Below are 16,897 nucleotides of genomic sequence, written 5' to 3' on the forward strand. Positions count from 1 at the left end.
CGCACGCCTGCGCGGCCAGGTCGTGGCCGAGCTCGGTGGCCTGCGCGCGCAGGGCGGCGATCCGTTCGCGGAGCGGGCTGGTCGACATACCCCATCATAACCGAACACATGTACGATCAGCAAGACACCGTCCACAGGCGATCTGGCGGGCAGCAGCCGTGCCGTGCCCACCCACCGGCCTCCGGGCATCCCGCTGACGGCACCCGGCCCGCACCGCCGCGAGCCGGACCACGCCAGGCCGGGCACGGTATCCGGGGGTTACACGCTCCCCACCCCCCGGCATCCGCAGCCGGACCACGCCAGCCCGGGCACGGCATCCGGCACGCCCGGCGACACGGACCCGCCGGTTGTCTGGCGTGGTCCGACCCGAGGGCGGAGAATCACGACGTGGCCCACACCCAGAACGCAGCGATCAACCTCCGCCTCGCCCAGCTCGGCCTTTCCCTCCCCGAGGGGTTCGAGGAGACCGAGTCGGCCCGCCTGGCCCGCCCCATCCTGGCCCGCCAGCGCGAGCTGAGCCGCCGGCTGTCCGACCGCCTGTGCGCGGCCGACGGGCGGATCCAGGCCTTCCTCGACGACTACCTCGCCGACACCGGCGAGTGCCCCCAGCTGCCGCGGCGCACCCTCGTGCTCGACGAGCCGGGGTTGGCCCGCGAGCTGTCCCTGCCCTTCGACGGCGACCGCTTCACCTCCCCGCGGCTCAGCAGCTACCGGCTCGCCAACGGCGTGCTGCACAACCCGGCCAACGACCGGCGCACGACCGCCGGGGTGTTCCACATCGCCGAGGGCGGGCTCCCCATCCCCGACGACAAGATCGCCGTTCCCAAGGCGGTCTTCGCACGGCTGCTCGCCCGCGCCTTCGAGCCGCCGGAGGTCGACATGGTGCTGCCGTACTCGGCGAACCAGCCGACGCCGGCCGCGTGCTTCGTCTCGCTCCACCTGCGCCCGCTCGTGTCCCCCGAGGTCCCGGGGTCGGTGCGCGAGAAGCGCATGGAGACCCGGTTCATCGTGCCCGGCGGAACCGTCGCCAACCTCGACTTCGTCGAGGGCATCTTCGGCAACGGCGGCGACCCCTACCTCCCCGAGAACGACGCGTCGCTCGCCCCCGAGACGTGGACCGGCCACACCGGGTGCGTCGTCCTCGCCCCCCACCTCACCCGCGTCACCAAGAAGGAGCTCGGGCTCCCCCACGTCGGCGAGGCGACCGACCGCCAGCAGCGCGACGGCATGTGCTGGGAGCAGGAGGACGAGCTCTACAACGGCGGGCGGGCCTTCAAGATCTGCGCACGCGACACCCGTGGCGTCATCGTCACCGTCATCGCCGACACCTACTTCGGCTACTGCAAGAAGGAGGTCAAGACCCAGATCTCTCACTCCGCCAACCTGTTCGGCAACGCCGAGGAGGAGCACTCGGGCGGCGCCCTCGTCTTCGCCAGCTACAACCTCGGCCAGGAGTACGCCGAGACCTCGGCCGGGGACGACTACAGCCTCGCCGACGTCCTCGCCCGTGACCCGCAGCGGTTCGCGCCCCAGCCCGAGGGGCACGCCCTCGACCTCGAGCAGCCGCACATCGTCCTCGTCCCGGCCAACCCGTCGTACTCGCTGCGCACGATGACCGTGTCCTGGTCCGACGGCGCCGGCGGCGGCGGCGAAGACCGCGGCGCCAGCGGAAGCGACCGCCGCTCGATCCCGCTGCGTGCCGACAAGGTCTACCTCAGCCCGAACGGCTACCGCGTCCGGGTCGCCCAGCAGCCCCACGACCGCTCCTCCTGGAGCCTCATCGGCACCGTGCCCACGGCGACCTCCTGCCACAAGCCTGCGACCGTGTCGGGGGGCGGTAAGTCGGAGATCTCCAAGGCGATCACCGACGCCTTCATCTTCGGCTCGGCGTTCGTCGCGGACTTCGACACCGACATGGATGCCGTCACCGCCATCCTCGACCGGGACTTCTCCCGCCGCTTCCTCGACCCGGCGCGGCACGGCACGGACCTGCGGCCGATCCTGTCCCCCGACCGCTCGGTCGGGTCGGTCATCAAGCTGCTCACGCCGTCGCGCTCGGAGTTCACCGCCGACTACAACGCCTGGCTCACGCGCATCCCCCCGTACGTCAAGGAGCTCGTCTACGTCGTCAAGCGCTCCTACCGCCCGGAGTGGGGCGACGACTGGCGCAGCCACTTCAGCGTCGTCGAGATCGACGGCCGGCAGGGCAACTCGCTGCGGCTCGACGGTGCCAAGGTGACCCTGTCGATGCTGCGCGTCGGCTACAACGTCGACGGGTCGTGGCGCCTGTTCAGCCTGCGCCACGACTTCTCCCCGGCCGTCAAGGTGCAGACCCAGGACGACATCACCGCCTCGACCGTCGTCCCCGGCAGCCAGCTCGGGCTCGACCCGGCGCGCTCGTACAAGCTCGTCGAGAACTGCGAGAACCTCCTCTTCCAGCGCCCCGACGACGCCATCCACCGCGGCTACGACACCCAGGCCGAACGCGACATCGCCACCCCCGGCACGTTCCTGTCCAACTTCGAGCCGCTCACCCGCGCGGATGCCGTCGCGATGCGTGACGACGCCGTCACCTTCACCGCGTTCAGCGACCCGATGGCTCAGCTGCTCAGCAGGTTCGCCGACACCCCCGAGGGCGAGGGGCCGGACTACGTCGTCAGCTCGGCCAACCCGCGGATCGTCGACGGTGCGCCGACGAAGAACCCCCGCTACCTCCAGCGGCGCCCCGACCGCACCGACGCCGCGGCGACGGCGGTCGCCGAGCTCTCCGAACGGCTCGCCCGTCGGATGCCGGCCGCCGCACCGTTGCCGCGCCCCGTCGACGTCGTCGCCGCCGGCCGGCGCAACAACCCGCCCGAGGGGTCGGTGCCGGCCCTGTGCTCGTACGGACCCCTGCACTACATGGAGCCACCCGAGCTGTTCATGGAGTTCATCTCGTCGATGACGGGCAAGTCGCCCTCGACGACGGGTGCGGGGTCCGAGGGCGCCCTCACCAAGGGCCCGTTCAACGCGATGCCCGCGATCATCGACCTCAACGCCTCCCTCCTGTCCTACGTGCTCACCGGGCACGACGGGTGGCTGTCCGCGGCCGGCTACGTCGGCCCGCACGTGCGCGTCGACCACGACTTCTCGCTCCTCGTCCCCGAGCTGTTCTCGCGGATGACGCCGGAGGAGCGCGACGCCCGCAACCTGCTCGCCGAGGGTGCCCTCGAGAAGCTCGACGACTTCGACCACGACGGCCGCCGGGTCGCGGCCAGCAGGCTCGGGTACCGGATGACAGAGAAGATGGCGACGAAGTACTTCGGCCGGATCTTCCTGCACCCCGACGTCGTCTTCACCCCGGAGATGCTGCGCCCCGAGCTGCAGGACGTCGGCGTCTTCGCCGAGTCGATCGCCACGATCGCCGCGACCCACGAGCGGGTGGCCCGGGCGTACTTCAAGGACGGCACCGTCGAGCTCGCGATCCCGCCGCTGCGCGCCCTCCTCGAGATCATGGCCGACGGGGTCACGACCGAGGGCTGGAGCCTGGACTCCCCCGAGTTCCGGGTCCTGTTCACCCGCGACGCCGTGCTCGCCGCCGACTGGTACGCCGCGCGCCTCGACGCCAAGCAGGCCGCCGCGAGCGCCCGGGCGGATGCCGGGCTCGCCGCGATCGAGAAGTTCGTCTCGACGCCGGGCAACGAGGAGCCCTCCGCCCGGCTCGGCATGGCCGCGCGGGTCGAGGCGGCCCGGGTCGAGGCGGAGCGGCTCGCCGCCCCGCAGTTCCGCGAGCAGCTCGTCGGAACGGCGGGCAGCACTCCGCTGTAGGCCCGTACGTGTCCCGCCCATCGTGTGGATGCTCGCGGGAGACGCGCTCCTCGGTGGCATCGGGTACTCGGCGTGGAGACCCGGCGCTCGGGCTCCCGAGCCCACCCCCGGCGGGTGACTGATTGTCGAACCCCTGCCGGGACCGCCCCTCACCCCGCTACCGTCGGCGGCACACCGTCCCCGCCGCGTCCACGCCCGGTGCGGCCCGCCGCTTGGAGGCTCGTCCATGACGACCCACGTGCTCGACGTCGCCCCGTCCCTGCGCCACCCCGTGGAGGTGCGGGTCGTCGACCTCGACGACCCGCTCGAGGGAGCCGAGGCGGTGAGCGTCCCCGTCACCGCCACCGGCGACGTGCCCGAGGTGCTCGGCGTCGACCGCGACGGGCTGGCCCGTGCCGGGTTCCGCCCGGTCGTCGGCTCGGCCCTGGCGTTCCCGGCCTCGGGCACCCCCGTCCTCGTCGCGGTGGGCGTCGGCGAGCTCGCCGACCTGACGACCGCGACGGTGCGCGACGCCGCGGCGGCGTTCGCCACCGCGGTGCCCTACGACGCCCACCTCGCGACCCGCGTGCCCCGCTCGGAGGGGATGACGACGGCAGAGTCGGCGGCGGCGATCGTCGAGGGCGTGCTCCTCGCCCGGTACCGGTTCAGCCTGCGCAGCACCGAGCCGGAGACCGTCGACGTCGCGTCCCTGACCCTCGTCGCCCCCGAGGGTGAGCGGGCCGCGGTCGAGGAGGGTGCCGCGCGAGGGCGGCTCATGGCCCGGGTGGGCATGCTCGGCCGGGACCTCGCCACCTGCCCGGCCGGCATGCTCACGGCCACCGCCATGGCCGACCTCGCCGTCGAGCTCGGACCCGACGCGGGCCTCGAGGTCGAGGTGTTCGACAAGGAGCAGCTGACCGAGATGGGCTGCGGAGGGCTGCTCGGCGTCAACCGCGGCAGCACCCAGCCGCCGAGGATGGTCCGGATGCGCTACACGCCCGAAGGGGAGCCGAGCGGACACCTGGCGCTCGTCGGCAAGGGCATCATGTACGACTCGGGCGGCATCAACCTCAAGCCGAGCGACGCGTCGCACTCGCAGATGAAGAACGACATGTCGGGGGCGGCCGCGATCCTCGCGGCGATGACCGCCCTGCGCGAGGTCGGTTGCCGGGCCCGCGTCACGGCGTACCTCATGTGCACCGACAACATGCCCTCCGGGTCCGCGATGCAGCTCGGCGACGTGCTCACCGCGCGCAACGGCAAGACCGTCGAGGTGATGAACACGGATGCCGAGGGCCGCCTCGTCATGATGGACGGGCTCTCGCTCTCCGTCGAGGACGGCGCCGACGTCATCGTCGACGTGGCGACGCTCACCGGAGCCTGCCTGCGCACCTTCGGCACCGAGGTCGCAGGAGTCATGGGCAACGACGCGGCGGTCGTCGCCCAGGTGCGCGCCGCGGGCGAGCGCACCGACGAGCCGGTCTGGGAGCTGCCGCTCGTGCGGGCCTACCGCTCCCAGCTCGACTCGACGGTCGCGGACATGACCAACCTCGGCGGGCCCAACGCCGGGTCGATCACCGCCGGCCTGTTCCTCGAGGAGTTCGTCGCCGGCACGCCGTGGGCGCACCTCGACATCGCCGGGACCGCCCAGGCGGAGTCCTCACGGCGCTGGGTGCAGAAGGGCCCGACCGGCTTCGCCTCCCGGCTGCTCGTCGAGCTCGCCACCTCGTTCACCGTCACCGGCAAGGGCTCGTGACCTGAGCGACCGGCGACCGGCGACCGGCGACGAGCGGCCCGCGGGGAGCGGGGCGACCGGTGACCCCCGGGGCGAGGGGCGACAGCCGGTGCCTACTGCTCGGTGAGCGTCAGGCCCGTCGTGTCGTCCCCGAGGGTGAGGGTGTCGCCGTCGACGTCGAGGGCCGGTGAGGAGGTGAGGAACGTCGACAGCCACTCGTCCTGGGCCATGAGGGCCTCGTCGCAGGCCATGAGCGTCGAGGCCATCGGGCCCTCGACCTCGAGCGTGTCGCCGTCCCACGTCGCCGCCCCGTTCAGCGTGTTGCACCCGCCCTGAGCCGAGATCCGCCCCTCCTCGAACTGGAGCGTGATCGTGCTGCCCTCGACGATGTCGTGCCCGCGGGCCTCGGTCGAGGCGTAGGTCTTGCCCGCGAGGTCGGCGGTTGCGCTCGAGCACGCCCCGAGGGCGAGGCCGGCGCCGAGGACGGCGAGCAGGGCGATGGTGCGGGTCGTCGGGCGCTGCGTCATGGGGCCTCCTCGTCGGTGCGCCTCACCCTAGTGCCGCCCCGGTTCGGGCCGCTCCGCGTCGGCCGGAACCCCGGGTGTCGGCGGGGCGTGGAAGGATCCGGGCGTTGCGATGACTGGAGGACGAGTTGCGATGACTGGAGGACGAGTTGGCTGACGTCGTGCTGTTCCACCACGTGCAGGGCCTCACCGAGGGCGTGCGGCGGCTCGCCGACGCGATGCGGGCCGGCGGGCACACCGTGCACACCCCCGACTTCTTCGGAGGGGCGACCTTCCCGAGCATCGACGAGGGCTTCGCGGCGGTCCGGGGCCGCGGCGAGGGGGCCCTCCACGCCTGGGCCGACGAGGTCGTCGCCGACCTGCCCGACGGCCTCGTCCTCGCGGGCGTCTCGCTCGGCGTCATGCCGGCGCAGCGGCTCGCCCAGACCCGGCCCGGCGCCCGCGGCGCCGTGCTGCTCGAGGCGTGCGCGCCACCCTCGGCGTTCGGTGGCGGCTGGCCGGCCGGCGTCCCGGTGCAGGTGCACGGCATGGAGCACGACCCCTTCTTCGGGCTCGAGGGCGACATCGAGGCCGCCCACGAGCTCGTCGCCGGGGCCGACGACGGCGAGCTGTTCGTCTACCCCGGTGACGTGCACCTGTTCACCGACTCCTCCCTGCCGTCCCACGACGCGGCCGCCACCGCGCAGGTCCTCGAGCGGGTGCTCGCCCTCCTCGCGAGGGTCTGACCGCCTCCGCCCTGAGCCGAGGCCACCCCCCTTCACCCGCCCGGGGTGATGGGGCAGGCAGGGCCGAGCCACCACCATCGGAAGCATGGCCGCACCCACGTCGCCGCAGGAGGCGCACCCGACCGGCGCCCTCGCCGAGTACGTCCCCGGCCTGGCGACGGTGAGGTCGTACGACCGGCGCTGGCTCGGCAAGGACGTCGTCGCCGGCCTCGTGCTGTCGGCCCTCCTCGTGCCGCAGGGCATGGCGTACGCCGAGCTCGCCGGGCTGCCGGCCGTCACGGGCCTGTACACCTCGATCCTCTGCCTCCTCGGCTACGCGGTCTTCGGCCCGTCGAGGGTGCTCGTCCTGGGACCCGACTCCTCGCTCGGCCCGATGATCGCGGCGACGATCACCCCCCTCGTGCTCGCGGGGGGCGACCCGGAACGGGCCATCGCGTACGCGTCGGTGCTCAGCCTCCTCGTCGGGCTCGTCATGGTGCTCGCCGGCACCGCGCACTTCGGGTTCGTCGCCGACCTGCTCTCGAAGCCGACCCAGATCGGGTACATGAACGGGCTCGCCCTGACGATCATCGTCGGCCAGCTGCCGAAGCTGCTCGGCTTCTCGGTCGACGCCGACGGCCTCATCGCCGAGGCCCGCGCGTTCGTCGAGGGGGTCGCCGACGGGGCGACCAACCCGACCGCGGCGCTGCTCGGCGTGGCCTCGCTCGCCGGCATCCTCGTGCTCTCGCGCGTCGTGCCCAAGCTGCCGGCGGTCCTCGTCGTCGTCGTCATCGCCTCGCTCACCGTCAACCTCCTCGACCTCACCGAGCGCGGGGTCGACACGATCGGCGTCATCCCGCAGGGCTTCCCGCCGCTCACCGTGCCGACCGTGCCGTGGGGCGACCTGCCCGCGCTGCTCCTCGGCGCGGTCGCGATCGCCGTCGTCGCCCTCGCCGACACGATGTCGACGGCGTCGTCGTTCGCCGCCCGCCGGGGCGACCGGGTGCGCGGCGACCAGGAGATGATCGGCATCGGCGCGGCGAACGTGCTCGCCGGGCTCTTCCAGGGCTTCCCGGTGAGCACGAGCGGGTCCCGCACGGCGGTGGCCGACCAGGCCGGGTCGAGGTCCCAGGTGACGGGGGTCGTCGGTGCGGTCGTCATCACCGTCGTCCTCGTGTTCGCGACCGGCGCGATGGAGTACGTGCCCCAACCGGTGCTCGGCGCGATCGTCATCGCCGCTGCGCTCTCCCTCGCCGACCTGCCGGCGACGCGCCGGCTCTGGCACCAGCGGCGCACCGAGTTCACCCTCTCGATCATCGCGCTGCTCGGCGTCGCGCTGCTCGGCGTGCTGCCCGGCATCCTCCTCGCGATCGCGCTGTCGATCCTCAACGTCTTCCGCCGGGTGTGGTGGCCCCACCAGGCCGAACTGGGCCGGGTCGACGGGCTGGACGGCCTGCACGACACCGACCAGTACCCGCACGCCGAGCTCATGCCCGGCCTCGTCGTGTTCCGCTTCGACGCCCCGCTCATCTTCGCGAACTCGCGGATGTTCGGGGATGCCGTACGCGCGATGGTCGAGGAGCAGCCGGACCTGCGGTGGGTGCTCGTCGCGGCCGAGCCGATGACCGACGTCGACACGACGGCGGCCGACATGCTCGTCGAGCTCGACGAGTGGCTCAACGCCCGGGGGGTCTCGCTGGCCTTCGCCGAGGTCAAGGACCCGGTGCGCGCCAAGCTCACGCGCTACGAGCTCGAGCGCACCATCGACCCGACCCACTTCTACCCGACCATCGACGAGGCGGTCGCCGCCTACGCCGCGCAGACCGGCGAGACCTGGCGACCGACGAAGGAGACCCCATGAGTGCCCACGAACCCACCACGGCCCCGGCTGGTCGGGCACCCGACGGGCCCCTCCCCACGCGCGAGCAACGGGTCGCCGCCTGGCTCGCCTTCCTCGCCCTCGCCGCAGGCCTGGCCTACCTCGCCGCCGTCACCCTGAACCGGCTCGACGTGCTGATCCTGTCCGTGCTCGCGCTCTCGGTGGCCGTCGTCGCGGCGTGGTTCGCCGTCTCGCGCCGGGGGACGGCCCGCATCGTGGCCGCCGTCGTCGTCGTGGCGGCCCTCGTCGCCCTCGCGCTCGCCCTCCTGCGCAGCCACAGCATCTGGGTGCTCATCGTCGGCGTCGCCCTCGCGAGCCTGTCGGCGGCCGCGGCGCGCCTGGCCCTCCGGCCGGCACGGCACGACCCCGCGGCCCGGGCCGGCAGCGAGGTGGCGCCGGCGGCCCGGCATGGGGTGCTCATCATGAACCCGTGGTCGGGCGGCGGCAAGGTCGAGCGGTTCGGCCTCGAGGCCCTGTGCCGCGAGCGCGGCATCGAGCCGATCGTCCTCGTGCCGGGGTCCGACCTCCTCGCCCTCGCCGAGGATGCCGTCCGACGCGGGGCCGACGTCATCGGCATGGCTGGGGGCGACGGGTCGCAGGCCCTCGTCGCGTCGGTGGCGAGCCGGGCCGGCATCCCGCTCGTCGTCATCCCGGCGGGCACGCGCAACCACTTCGCGCTCGACCTCGGCCTCGACCGCGCCGACGTCGTGGGCGCCCTCGACGCGTTCACCGACGGCGTCGACACCGTCATCGACCTCGCCGAGGTCAACGGGCGGGTGTTCGTCAACAACGCGTCGATGGGCGTCTACGCGCGGGTCGTGCAGTCCGACGAGTACCGCGACGCGAAGCTGCGCACGACCGCCGCGATGCTGCCCGACCTCCTCGGGCCGGGGGTCACCCCGCTCGACCTCGGCTTCCTCCTGCCGACCGGGGACCGGGCGACGACGGCCCAGCTCGTCCTCGTGTCCAACAACCCCTACCAGCTCTCGCACCTGCGGGGCGCCGCCCTGCGGCCCGACCTCGACCGCGGCGTGCTCGGGGTGGTCTCGGTGCTCATCGAGGGCGCCGCCGACGCGCAGCGGTTCGCCGCGCTCGAGGCCGCCGGCCAGGTGCGTCGCTTCCCCGGCTGGCACGAGTGGACGACGACGGCCTTCGAGGTGGAGTCGTCCGGCCCGGTCGAGGTCGGTGTCGACGGCGAGGCGCTCACGATGGACGCGCCGGTGCGCTTCACGATCCGTCCCGGCGCCCTCACGGTGCGCCTGCCTCGTGCGGCACTCGCCCGGGGGAAGGTCGCGCCGGCCGTGCACGTCGCGTCGGCGCCGACCCTGGCGGCCCTGTGGCACACCGCTCTCGGGCGACCGGTGGACCGGTGAGCACGGGCGGGCCGACGGGCGAGCCGGGGATGCCGGCCGCACCGGACGGGTCGGTGGCGCCCGCGGAGGAGCGGCTCGCGGAGCGCCTCGCGGGGCTGTCGGCCACCGAGCACCCCGTCGCCGTGCGCCTCGCCCCGGTGCTGCGCCGGCTCGGGCACTACGACCGGCTCGTCTACCGCGCCGTGGCACGCACGCACACCCCGGCCCTCGACGAGCCGCTGCGGCGCCTGTCGGACCTCGCGAACTTCAGCAAGCCCTGGTTCGCGGTCGCCGCCCTGCTCGCCGTGGCCGGGGGTCCGACCGGGCGCCGGGCTGCACTCACGGGCGTCGCCGCCATCGGCGCGGCATCCCTGGTCGTCAACCAGCCGATGAAGCAGCTCGGGGGGCGGTCACGGCCCGACCGGGTGCTGCACGAGGTCCCCCGGCCGCGGTGGGTCGAGATGCCGACCTCGACGTCGTTCCCGTCGGGGCACTCCGCCTCGGCGGCTGCGTTCGCGGTGTCGGTCGGTGACGTCGTGCCGGCGCTGCGCGTGCCGCTGCGGATCGCGGCCGGCACCGTGGCGTTCTCGCGGGTCCACACCGGGGTGCACTACCCCGGCGACGTCGCCGTCGGGGTGGTCACCGGCGCCCTGCTCGGACGGCTCGTCTCACGGGTCGGTGCCCGGATCGGCCGGGCCGAGGTCCGCGTCTAGGGTGGCGCGATGGGCGGGGACGGCATCCCGGAGACCGGGACCTGCGACCTGAGCACCCGCGGCCGGCGAACGGGCGAGCTGCGCCGGGTGGAGATCTGGTACGTCGTCGTCGATGATGAGGTCGTCGTGACGGGGACTCCCGGGCCGCGGCACTGGCTCGCCAACCTGCGCGGCGACGCGGACGCGGTGCTTCACCTGCGCGAGCCGCGTCGCGACGTGCCCGTGCGGGTGCGCGAGGTCACCGACGACGAGGAGCGCCGCCGGGTCGCCACCGTGGCGTGGCGGCTGCAGCCGTGGTACGCCGAGCAGGCGTACACCCTCGACGACTGGGTCCGCGGCTCGCCCATGGTCGTGCTGACCCCCCGCTGAGCCTCCCCGCCTGAACGGCCGGCCCCCGTGAGACGGCCGATCGGGCGAACCGCCAGACAGACGGCCGATCGGGCGAACCGCCAGACACGCAGTACTCCGGGCCCGGTGGCCCACCGTGCGGGGACAGGAACCCTGGGGCGACGCACTGCCTGTTGGGCGGCGCACTGCCTGCTCGGCGGCGCGCCCCTGGCATCCCCGAGGGGTGTCACCGTGACGAATGCCCCCAGGGTCCGACACCTTGGGCGATCGGCTCACGGGCCACCTGCGCCGCGGCCTCCTCGGCGGGACACACCGCAAGGTGGGTGAAGACCGCCGTCCGGGCGACGGTCACCACCCACCTTCGGTGGTTCGTCGCGGACCCCCATGAGAGGACTCTCATCGCCCAGAGGCAGACGTCGGCCGCCCCGGGGCAGACGATGGGTGCATGACGCGTCGTCTTGCCCTCGTCTGGGTCGTCGGGGCCGTGGTGGTCGTCCTCGCGCTGACGGCCCTGTCCGGCGCGGCCCGGGCCCGGCCGGACCTCGGGGCGTCACTCGACCTCGACCCCGCACCGACGGTGTCGTCGACGACGTCCCCCGACGGTGTCGATGCCACGGAGGACCCCACGCCCCCGCCGAGTGCCACGACCACACCGTCACCCACCTCGACCCCGGCCACCGCTGCCACGCCGAGCCGCACCAAGGTCGTCAGGCCGGCCGCCACCCCGGTCCCCCGAACCGCCACCGGGACCGGTGACGACGACGGTGCTCGGAGTACCGGCGGAGAGGACGACGACAGCGGCCGATCGACGGGAGGCGGCACTCCTCCTGCCGGTGGCGGTTCCGGTGGGTCCGGCGGCGACGACGACGGGGCGGCCGACGACGGGCCGGCCGACGACGGGGCGTCCGATGACGGGCCGGCCGACGACGGGGCGTCCGATGACGGCGATGACGACGACGGCGATGACGACGACGGGCCGGACGACGACGAACCCGACGACGACGGCGATGACGACTGACCGGCGACCGGGACGGATCCGGGTTCCGCGGCACCTGCGCTGGACCCATCTCACGGCGTCCGTGCGGGCCCGGCTCGTCGGCAGCGTCGCACTCCTCGCCGCCCTCGGGCTGCTCGGCGCCGGGACGGCCGCGCTCCTCGTGGAGCGCGAGCGCATCGAGGCCCGCGTCGAACGATCCCTCGCGCAGGAGGTGGGCGAGTTCACCGAGCTCGCGACGGCCGGCACCGACCCCCGCACGGGAGGCGCGTTCGCCGACGCGGAGGCGGTCATCACGGCATCCCTGGAGCGGAACGTGCCCGACGAGCACGAGACGCTGCTCGGGTACCTGCCCGGCCTGACGATCGTGCCGGTCGACGGGGGCGGGAGCCTCCAGGGCGACGACACCTTCCGTGCGCAGGTGACGAGCGCGACCACCCCGACCTACGGGGAGTACCAGTCCCCGGGGGACGGCCGGGTCGTCTACGCCGTCATGCCGTTCACCAAGGGCGGCGAGCGCAGCCACTTCGTCACGGCGTACTTCGTCGACCTCGAGATGGCCGAGCTGAGCGAGACGATCACGTCGTACGCCGCGGCGGCCGCCCTCGCCTGGGCCGCCCTCGTCGCCGCGGCCCTCGCGCTCGCCCGTCGCGTCCTGCGGCCCCTCGACGAGCTGCGGCGCACCGCCGAGACGATCACCGAGACCGACGTCTCACGCCGCATCGGCGCCACCGGGAACGACGAGGTCGCCGAGCTCGCGCACACCGTCGACGGGATGCTCGACCGGCTCGAGAAGGCGCTCGACGGCCAGCGGCGCATGCTCGACGACGCCGGCCACGAGCTGCGCACGCCGATCACCGTCATCCGCGGCCACCTCGAGCTCATGGACCCGGCGGACGTCGTCGACGTCACGGCCACCCGGTCGCTCGCGATCGACGAGCTCGACCGGATGGCCCGGCTCGTCGAGGACCTCGTCGTGCTCGCCAAGTCCCGTCGACCCGACTTCCTGCGCCGTGGGCCGCACCGCGTGGACACCGTCGTCACCGCGACCTTCGAGAAGGCGGTCGCACTGGCCCCCCGGCAGTGGGCCCTCGACCCCCTCGAGCCGGCCACCGCGTCGATCGACCCGGACCGCGTGACCCAGGCCCTGCTCCAGCTCGCGGACAACGCCGTCGCGGTCACGGGTGAGCACGACACCATCGCCTTCGGGTGCGCGGCCCTCCCCGACACCGTGCGGCTGTACGTGCGGGACACCGGCCCGGGCGTTCCGCCGGCCGACCGGCAGCGCATCTTCGAGCGCTTCGAGTCGGGCCGGGGCACGCGGGACGGGACCGGACTCGGGCTGGCGATCGTCGCGGCGATCGCGGCCGCGCACGGCGGCACGGTCGACGTCGCCTCGGCGACGTCCGGGGGTGGCGCCCTCTTCCTCCTCGACCTGCCGCGCCTGCCGGACGCCGACACGGCCCCTCCGACGGACGAGGAGTATGGTGCGCTTGCCGACCTGCTCGACCGGCATCGGGAGGAGGTGTACGGGTGAGCCGCATCCTCGTCGCCGAGGACGAGCCGCGCATCGCGTCGTTCGTCGCGAAGGGACTCGCGGCGAGCGGCCTCGTGCCGGAGGTCGCCGGCGACGGGCGCTCCGCGCTCGCCCTGGCCCTGACCGGCGACTACGACCTGCTCGTCCTCGACATCGGCCTTCCCGAGGTCGACGGCTTCGAGGTCCTGCGGCGGGTGCGGGAGTCGGGGAGCACGCTGCCGATCATCATCCTCACGGCCCGCGACTCCGCTGCCGACACCATCAACGGGCTGGAGAACGGGGCCGACGACTACATGCCGAAGCCGTTCAGCTTCGGCGAGCTGCTGGCTCGGATCAGGCTGCGGCTCAGGCCGGTCGGGGACTCGGGCGCCAACGTGCTCACCGTCGGCGGCGTGTCCCTCGACCTCCGGACGCGAAGGGTCCGGGCCGGCGGGCGCACCACCGACCTCAGCGCGCGCGAGTTCGTCCTGCTCGAGACCTTCCTCCGGCACCCCGGACAGGTGCTGACGCGTGAGCAGCTGCTCAGCCACGTCTGGGGTTACGACTTCGACCCGGGGTCGAACGTCGTCGACGTGTACGTCCGCTACCTACGGCGCAAGGTGGGCGCGCAGGCCATCGAGACCGTGCGCGGGATGGGGTACCGGCTGCGGGCGTGAGGAAGGGCGGCATCCGCAGGGATGGATGCCGCCCTCCCGCCCCGGGTCAGGTCACAGCCGGGCGCACTGGTCCTCCTTGTTTCCCTGGACGATGTTGCCGGAACCCACCGGCGCCGGGCGGTTCTCCTTGCACTGGAGGTTGCCGTCGACCCGGTTGCCGTAGAGGTACTTCGCGCCGCTCGTGTTCGTGAACAGCTGGATGTCGCCCGTGACGACGTCTCGGCGCAGGTCGAGCGCACCGCCCTGGGTGAGCTGGATGCTGCCGCCGACCCGCGAGTCGTGGACCCGCACGTACCGGTGGCCCTCGGCCTGGACGTTGCCGACGACGCGGATCCGGCTGGCGTACAACGTCGCACCGGTCTCCACCTTGAGCGTGCCCTTGACGAGGGTTCCGGTCAACGTGCAGGTCGCGCCGGCCGGGACACGGACGTTGTCGAGCGTCGTCGCTCCGATCGACCCCCGACAGGTGCGCTCCTCGGCCGACGCGGCCGGGGCTGACACGAGCACCGAGCCGAGGGCGGCGAGGGCGATGAGGGAGGCACGGGTTCTCAGGGACATGGTCGGCTCCTCGTTCGGGCCGGAGCTCGTCTCCGACTCTGCTCCCAAGGCTGGCGACCCGGGATTGGACGACGATGAGGTGAAGATGGCAGCTCTCTCACCCGGGCCGTGCCACCCGACGCGCCGGCACTGCTTTCCACGAGGGTCCGGCCCCCCGGCCGGTGCTGGTCCACGCCGGGCCCACGGTCCTACGCTGGGGGGCGACGTGGAGAGGAGCACGCATGGACACCGAGGGCGGCCGCACCGTGCTCATCCTCGAGGACGACCCCCTCATCGCCTCCTTCATGGCGAAGGCCCTCGGGAAGAAGGCCTACGACGTCGTGTGCGTCGACCGCGGCGCCGCCGCCCTCGAGCGCGTGTCCACGGGCGGCGTCGGCGTGCTCCTCCTCGACCTCGGGCTGCCCGACATGGACGGGTTGGAGGTGCTCCGCCGGCTGCGGTCGGCCGGGTCGACCCTTCCGGTCGTCGTCGTGACGTCTCGCAGCGACCCGGGCGACCGCGTCGAGGCGACCGCGCTGGGGGTGCACGGCTACATCGTCAAGCCGTTCCCCCTCGCCGACCTCGTCTCCGCCGTCGAGGGGTCGCTCGCCGGCCGCTGACGGTCGAGGTCGACGGGGAAGCGCACCTCGAAGCGGGCGCCGCGGCCCCCGCGGCCCGGGACCACCCGGGCGGTCCCCCCGTGCGCGTCGGCGATCGCCGCGACGATCGACAGCCCGAGCCCCGAGCTGCGACCTCCACGACCCCGGGCGAAGCGCTGGAAGATCCGCTCCTCGTCACCCGCGGCCACGCCGGCCCCGTCATCCTCCAGCCAGATGGTCGCGACACGCCCCTCGACGGCAGACCCCATCCACACCGTCGCAGCGCCGGGCGAGTGCTGGCACGCGTTCTCGGCGAGCTGCGTCACGGCCTGGGTGAGCCGTTGCGCGTCGGCGAGCACCGTCGCCCGCGCCGCCCCCTCCAGCTGCCACCCCCGCGCGCACAGCACCGACGTCTTGCGGAAGACCTCGTGGGTCCACTCCTCGAGGTCGAGTGGCCCGAGGGTGAGGAAGTCGGGACGTTCGGCCCGGGCCAGGGTGAGGAGGTCCTCGACCATGCGGTTCATCCGGTCGATCTCGTCGGTGATGAGCGTCGTCGTGGCGGCCCGCTCGTCCGGGTCGTCCTCGAGGTCGAGCAGCTCGAGGTGGCCGCGGATGACCGTGAGCGGGGCCCGCAGCTCGTGGCTCGCCTCGTCGAGGAACCGACGCTGGTTGGCGAACGCGGACTCCAGCCTGCCGATCATGTCGTTGAAGGCCATCGCGATCTGCGATGCCTCGTCCTGGCCCCGGACGGGAATGCGCTGGGTGAGTCCGGTCTCGGTGATGGACAGGGCGGTGTCCGCGAGCTGCCTCAACGGCCGCAGCACCCGTCCCGCCAGGGCGTACCCGATGAGGGTGGCGACGACGATGGTCGCAGCGAGGATGAACGCCTGCGTCGTCACGGCGTCGTCGATCTCCTCCCGCTCGGCGCGAGGGAAGTTCGCGGCGATGAAGTGCCCGTGCCGGTCGGCGGCGGCGATGGGGAGCACGACGTAGCTGATGTCGCCGTCCGGTGTCACGAGGGTCCCGGACCGCGGCTCGGTCTGGTCGAGCCAGAAGTCGATCGGGCCCGCGAGCCCCTCGACCGGCAGGGCCTGCGAGTCCGCCTCCGTCCGGTACGGCTCGCGGTCGATGAACGTCAGCAGGGTCTCCCCCTCGTCCGGGACCTCACGCGCGTAGTAGAGGTCGAAGACCGCCTCGAGGTCGTCACCGAACGGCTCGCCGGTCAGCGGGTCCGTCCCCGCGGCGAGCAGGCGGAACTCCTCGAGCTCGCGGGTCAGGGCCGTGCGGATCTCCACGTCGAGCCGTTCTGCGAGCACGTTGCGCAGCAGGACGAGGGAGACGGCGTAGGAGAACGCCAGGAGCACGGCCATCGCGGCAAGGATGCGCAGGCGCATGTTGCCGAACAGCCGCTGGGTGCGGACGAAGTCCCGCATGCCGTGAGGGTAGCGGCCCGACGGCCGGAACCGTCAGGTTCCCGGGACGAGTGGTCGGGGACCGGCCCCGCTCCCCGGGGGGGAACTCGGAGCGGGGCCA

The 16,897-nt window shown here is 73.4% G+C and carries 14 protein-coding genes; 11 read left to right on the forward strand and 3 right to left on the reverse strand.

Annotation, left to right across the window (positions count from 1 at the left end; genetic code table 11):
- The first annotated feature begins 387 nt into the window (after positions 1 to 387).
- On the forward strand, positions 388 to 3,807 hold the full coding sequence (locus ABD899_RS14845) for a PPi-type phosphoenolpyruvate carboxykinase family protein (protein ID WP_345207389.1): 3,420 nt from the start codon (positions 388 to 390) through the stop codon (positions 3,805 to 3,807).
- A gap of 226 nt (positions 3,808 to 4,033) precedes the next feature.
- A complete protein-coding gene (locus ABD899_RS14850; protein ID WP_345207391.1) occupies positions 4,034 to 5,542 on the forward strand; it encodes a leucyl aminopeptidase family protein in 1,509 nt (502 codons plus the stop codon).
- A gap of 92 nt (positions 5,543 to 5,634) precedes the next feature.
- Here ABD899_RS14850 and ABD899_RS14855 read toward each other — a convergent pair whose 3' ends face one another.
- Positions 5,635 to 6,048 carry an META domain-containing protein gene (locus tag ABD899_RS14855; protein ID WP_345207392.1) on the reverse strand — a complete coding sequence of 138 codons (414 nt, stop codon included), beginning with the start codon at positions 6,046 to 6,048 and terminating at the stop codon, positions 5,635 to 5,637.
- Positions 6,049 to 6,194: 146 nt separating this feature from the next.
- Between ABD899_RS14855 and ABD899_RS14860 the strand changes: the two genes are divergently transcribed.
- The 8 genes from ABD899_RS14860 (at position 6,195) to ABD899_RS14895 (ending at position 14,228) form a co-directional block, all read left to right on the forward strand.
- Entirely contained in the window at positions 6,195 to 6,770 is a 576-nt protein-coding gene (locus ABD899_RS14860) for a dienelactone hydrolase family protein (protein ID WP_345207394.1), read from the forward strand.
- A gap of 85 nt (positions 6,771 to 6,855) precedes the next feature.
- On the forward strand, positions 6,856 to 8,610 hold the full coding sequence (locus ABD899_RS14865; RefSeq protein ID WP_345207396.1) for a SulP family inorganic anion transporter: 1,755 nt from the start codon (positions 6,856 to 6,858) through the stop codon (positions 8,608 to 8,610).
- Positions 8,607 to 10,001, forward strand: a complete 1,395-nt coding sequence (locus ABD899_RS14870) for a diacylglycerol/lipid kinase family protein (RefSeq protein WP_345207398.1) — start codon at positions 8,607 to 8,609, stop codon at positions 9,999 to 10,001. Before ABD899_RS14865 ends, ABD899_RS14870 begins: the two co-directional genes overlap by 4 nt.
- A 29-nt stretch (positions 10,002 to 10,030) precedes the next feature.
- Positions 10,031 to 10,693 carry a phosphatase PAP2 family protein gene (locus ABD899_RS14875; RefSeq protein WP_345207400.1) on the forward strand — a complete coding sequence of 221 codons (663 nt, stop codon included), beginning with the start codon at positions 10,031 to 10,033 and terminating at the stop codon, positions 10,691 to 10,693.
- A gap of 9 nt (positions 10,694 to 10,702) precedes the next feature.
- Complete coding sequence (locus tag ABD899_RS14880; RefSeq protein WP_345207402.1) at positions 10,703 to 11,062, forward strand: nitroreductase/quinone reductase family protein; 360 nt, start codon at positions 10,703 to 10,705, stop codon at positions 11,060 to 11,062.
- A 424-nt stretch (positions 11,063 to 11,486) separates the two neighbouring features.
- Entirely contained in the window at positions 11,487 to 12,059 is a 573-nt protein-coding gene (locus tag ABD899_RS14885; protein WP_345207404.1) for a hypothetical protein, read from the forward strand.
- A complete protein-coding gene (locus ABD899_RS14890) occupies positions 11,989 to 13,572 on the forward strand; it encodes a sensor histidine kinase (RefSeq protein ID WP_345207406.1) in 1,584 nt (527 codons plus the stop codon). Before ABD899_RS14885 ends, ABD899_RS14890 begins: the two co-directional genes overlap by 71 nt.
- The gene (locus ABD899_RS14895; RefSeq protein ID WP_345207408.1) at positions 13,569 to 14,228 is read left to right on the forward strand and encodes a response regulator transcription factor; all 660 of its coding nucleotides are present in this window, start codon (positions 13,569 to 13,571) and stop codon (positions 14,226 to 14,228) included. Before ABD899_RS14890 ends, ABD899_RS14895 begins: the two co-directional genes overlap by 4 nt.
- A 51-nt stretch (positions 14,229 to 14,279) precedes the next feature.
- Here the strand turns inward: ABD899_RS14895 and ABD899_RS14900 are convergent, their stop codons facing one another.
- Positions 14,280 to 14,786, reverse strand: a complete 507-nt coding sequence (locus tag ABD899_RS14900) for a hypothetical protein (RefSeq protein ID WP_345207410.1) — start codon at positions 14,784 to 14,786, stop codon at positions 14,280 to 14,282.
- A gap of 221 nt (positions 14,787 to 15,007) precedes the next feature.
- Here ABD899_RS14900 and ABD899_RS14905 point away from each other — a divergent pair, with 221 nt between their 5' ends.
- Positions 15,008 to 15,385 carry a response regulator transcription factor gene (locus tag ABD899_RS14905; protein WP_345207412.1) on the forward strand — a complete coding sequence of 126 codons (378 nt, stop codon included), beginning with the start codon at positions 15,008 to 15,010 and terminating at the stop codon, positions 15,383 to 15,385.
- Here ABD899_RS14905 and ABD899_RS14910 read toward each other — a convergent pair.
- Positions 15,316 to 16,797 carry a sensor histidine kinase gene (locus tag ABD899_RS14910; protein WP_345207414.1) on the reverse strand — a complete coding sequence of 494 codons (1,482 nt, stop codon included), beginning with the start codon at positions 16,795 to 16,797 and terminating at the stop codon, positions 15,316 to 15,318. The two genes, ABD899_RS14905 and ABD899_RS14910, sit on opposite strands and share 70 nt — an antisense overlap.
- Positions 16,798 to 16,897: the final 100 nt, after the last annotated feature.

It is taken from the genome of Fodinibacter luteus, from assembly GCF_039541575.1.
In the GTDB taxonomy this organism is placed as follows: domain Bacteria; phylum Actinomycetota; class Actinomycetes; order Actinomycetales; family Dermatophilaceae; genus Fodinibacter; species Fodinibacter luteus.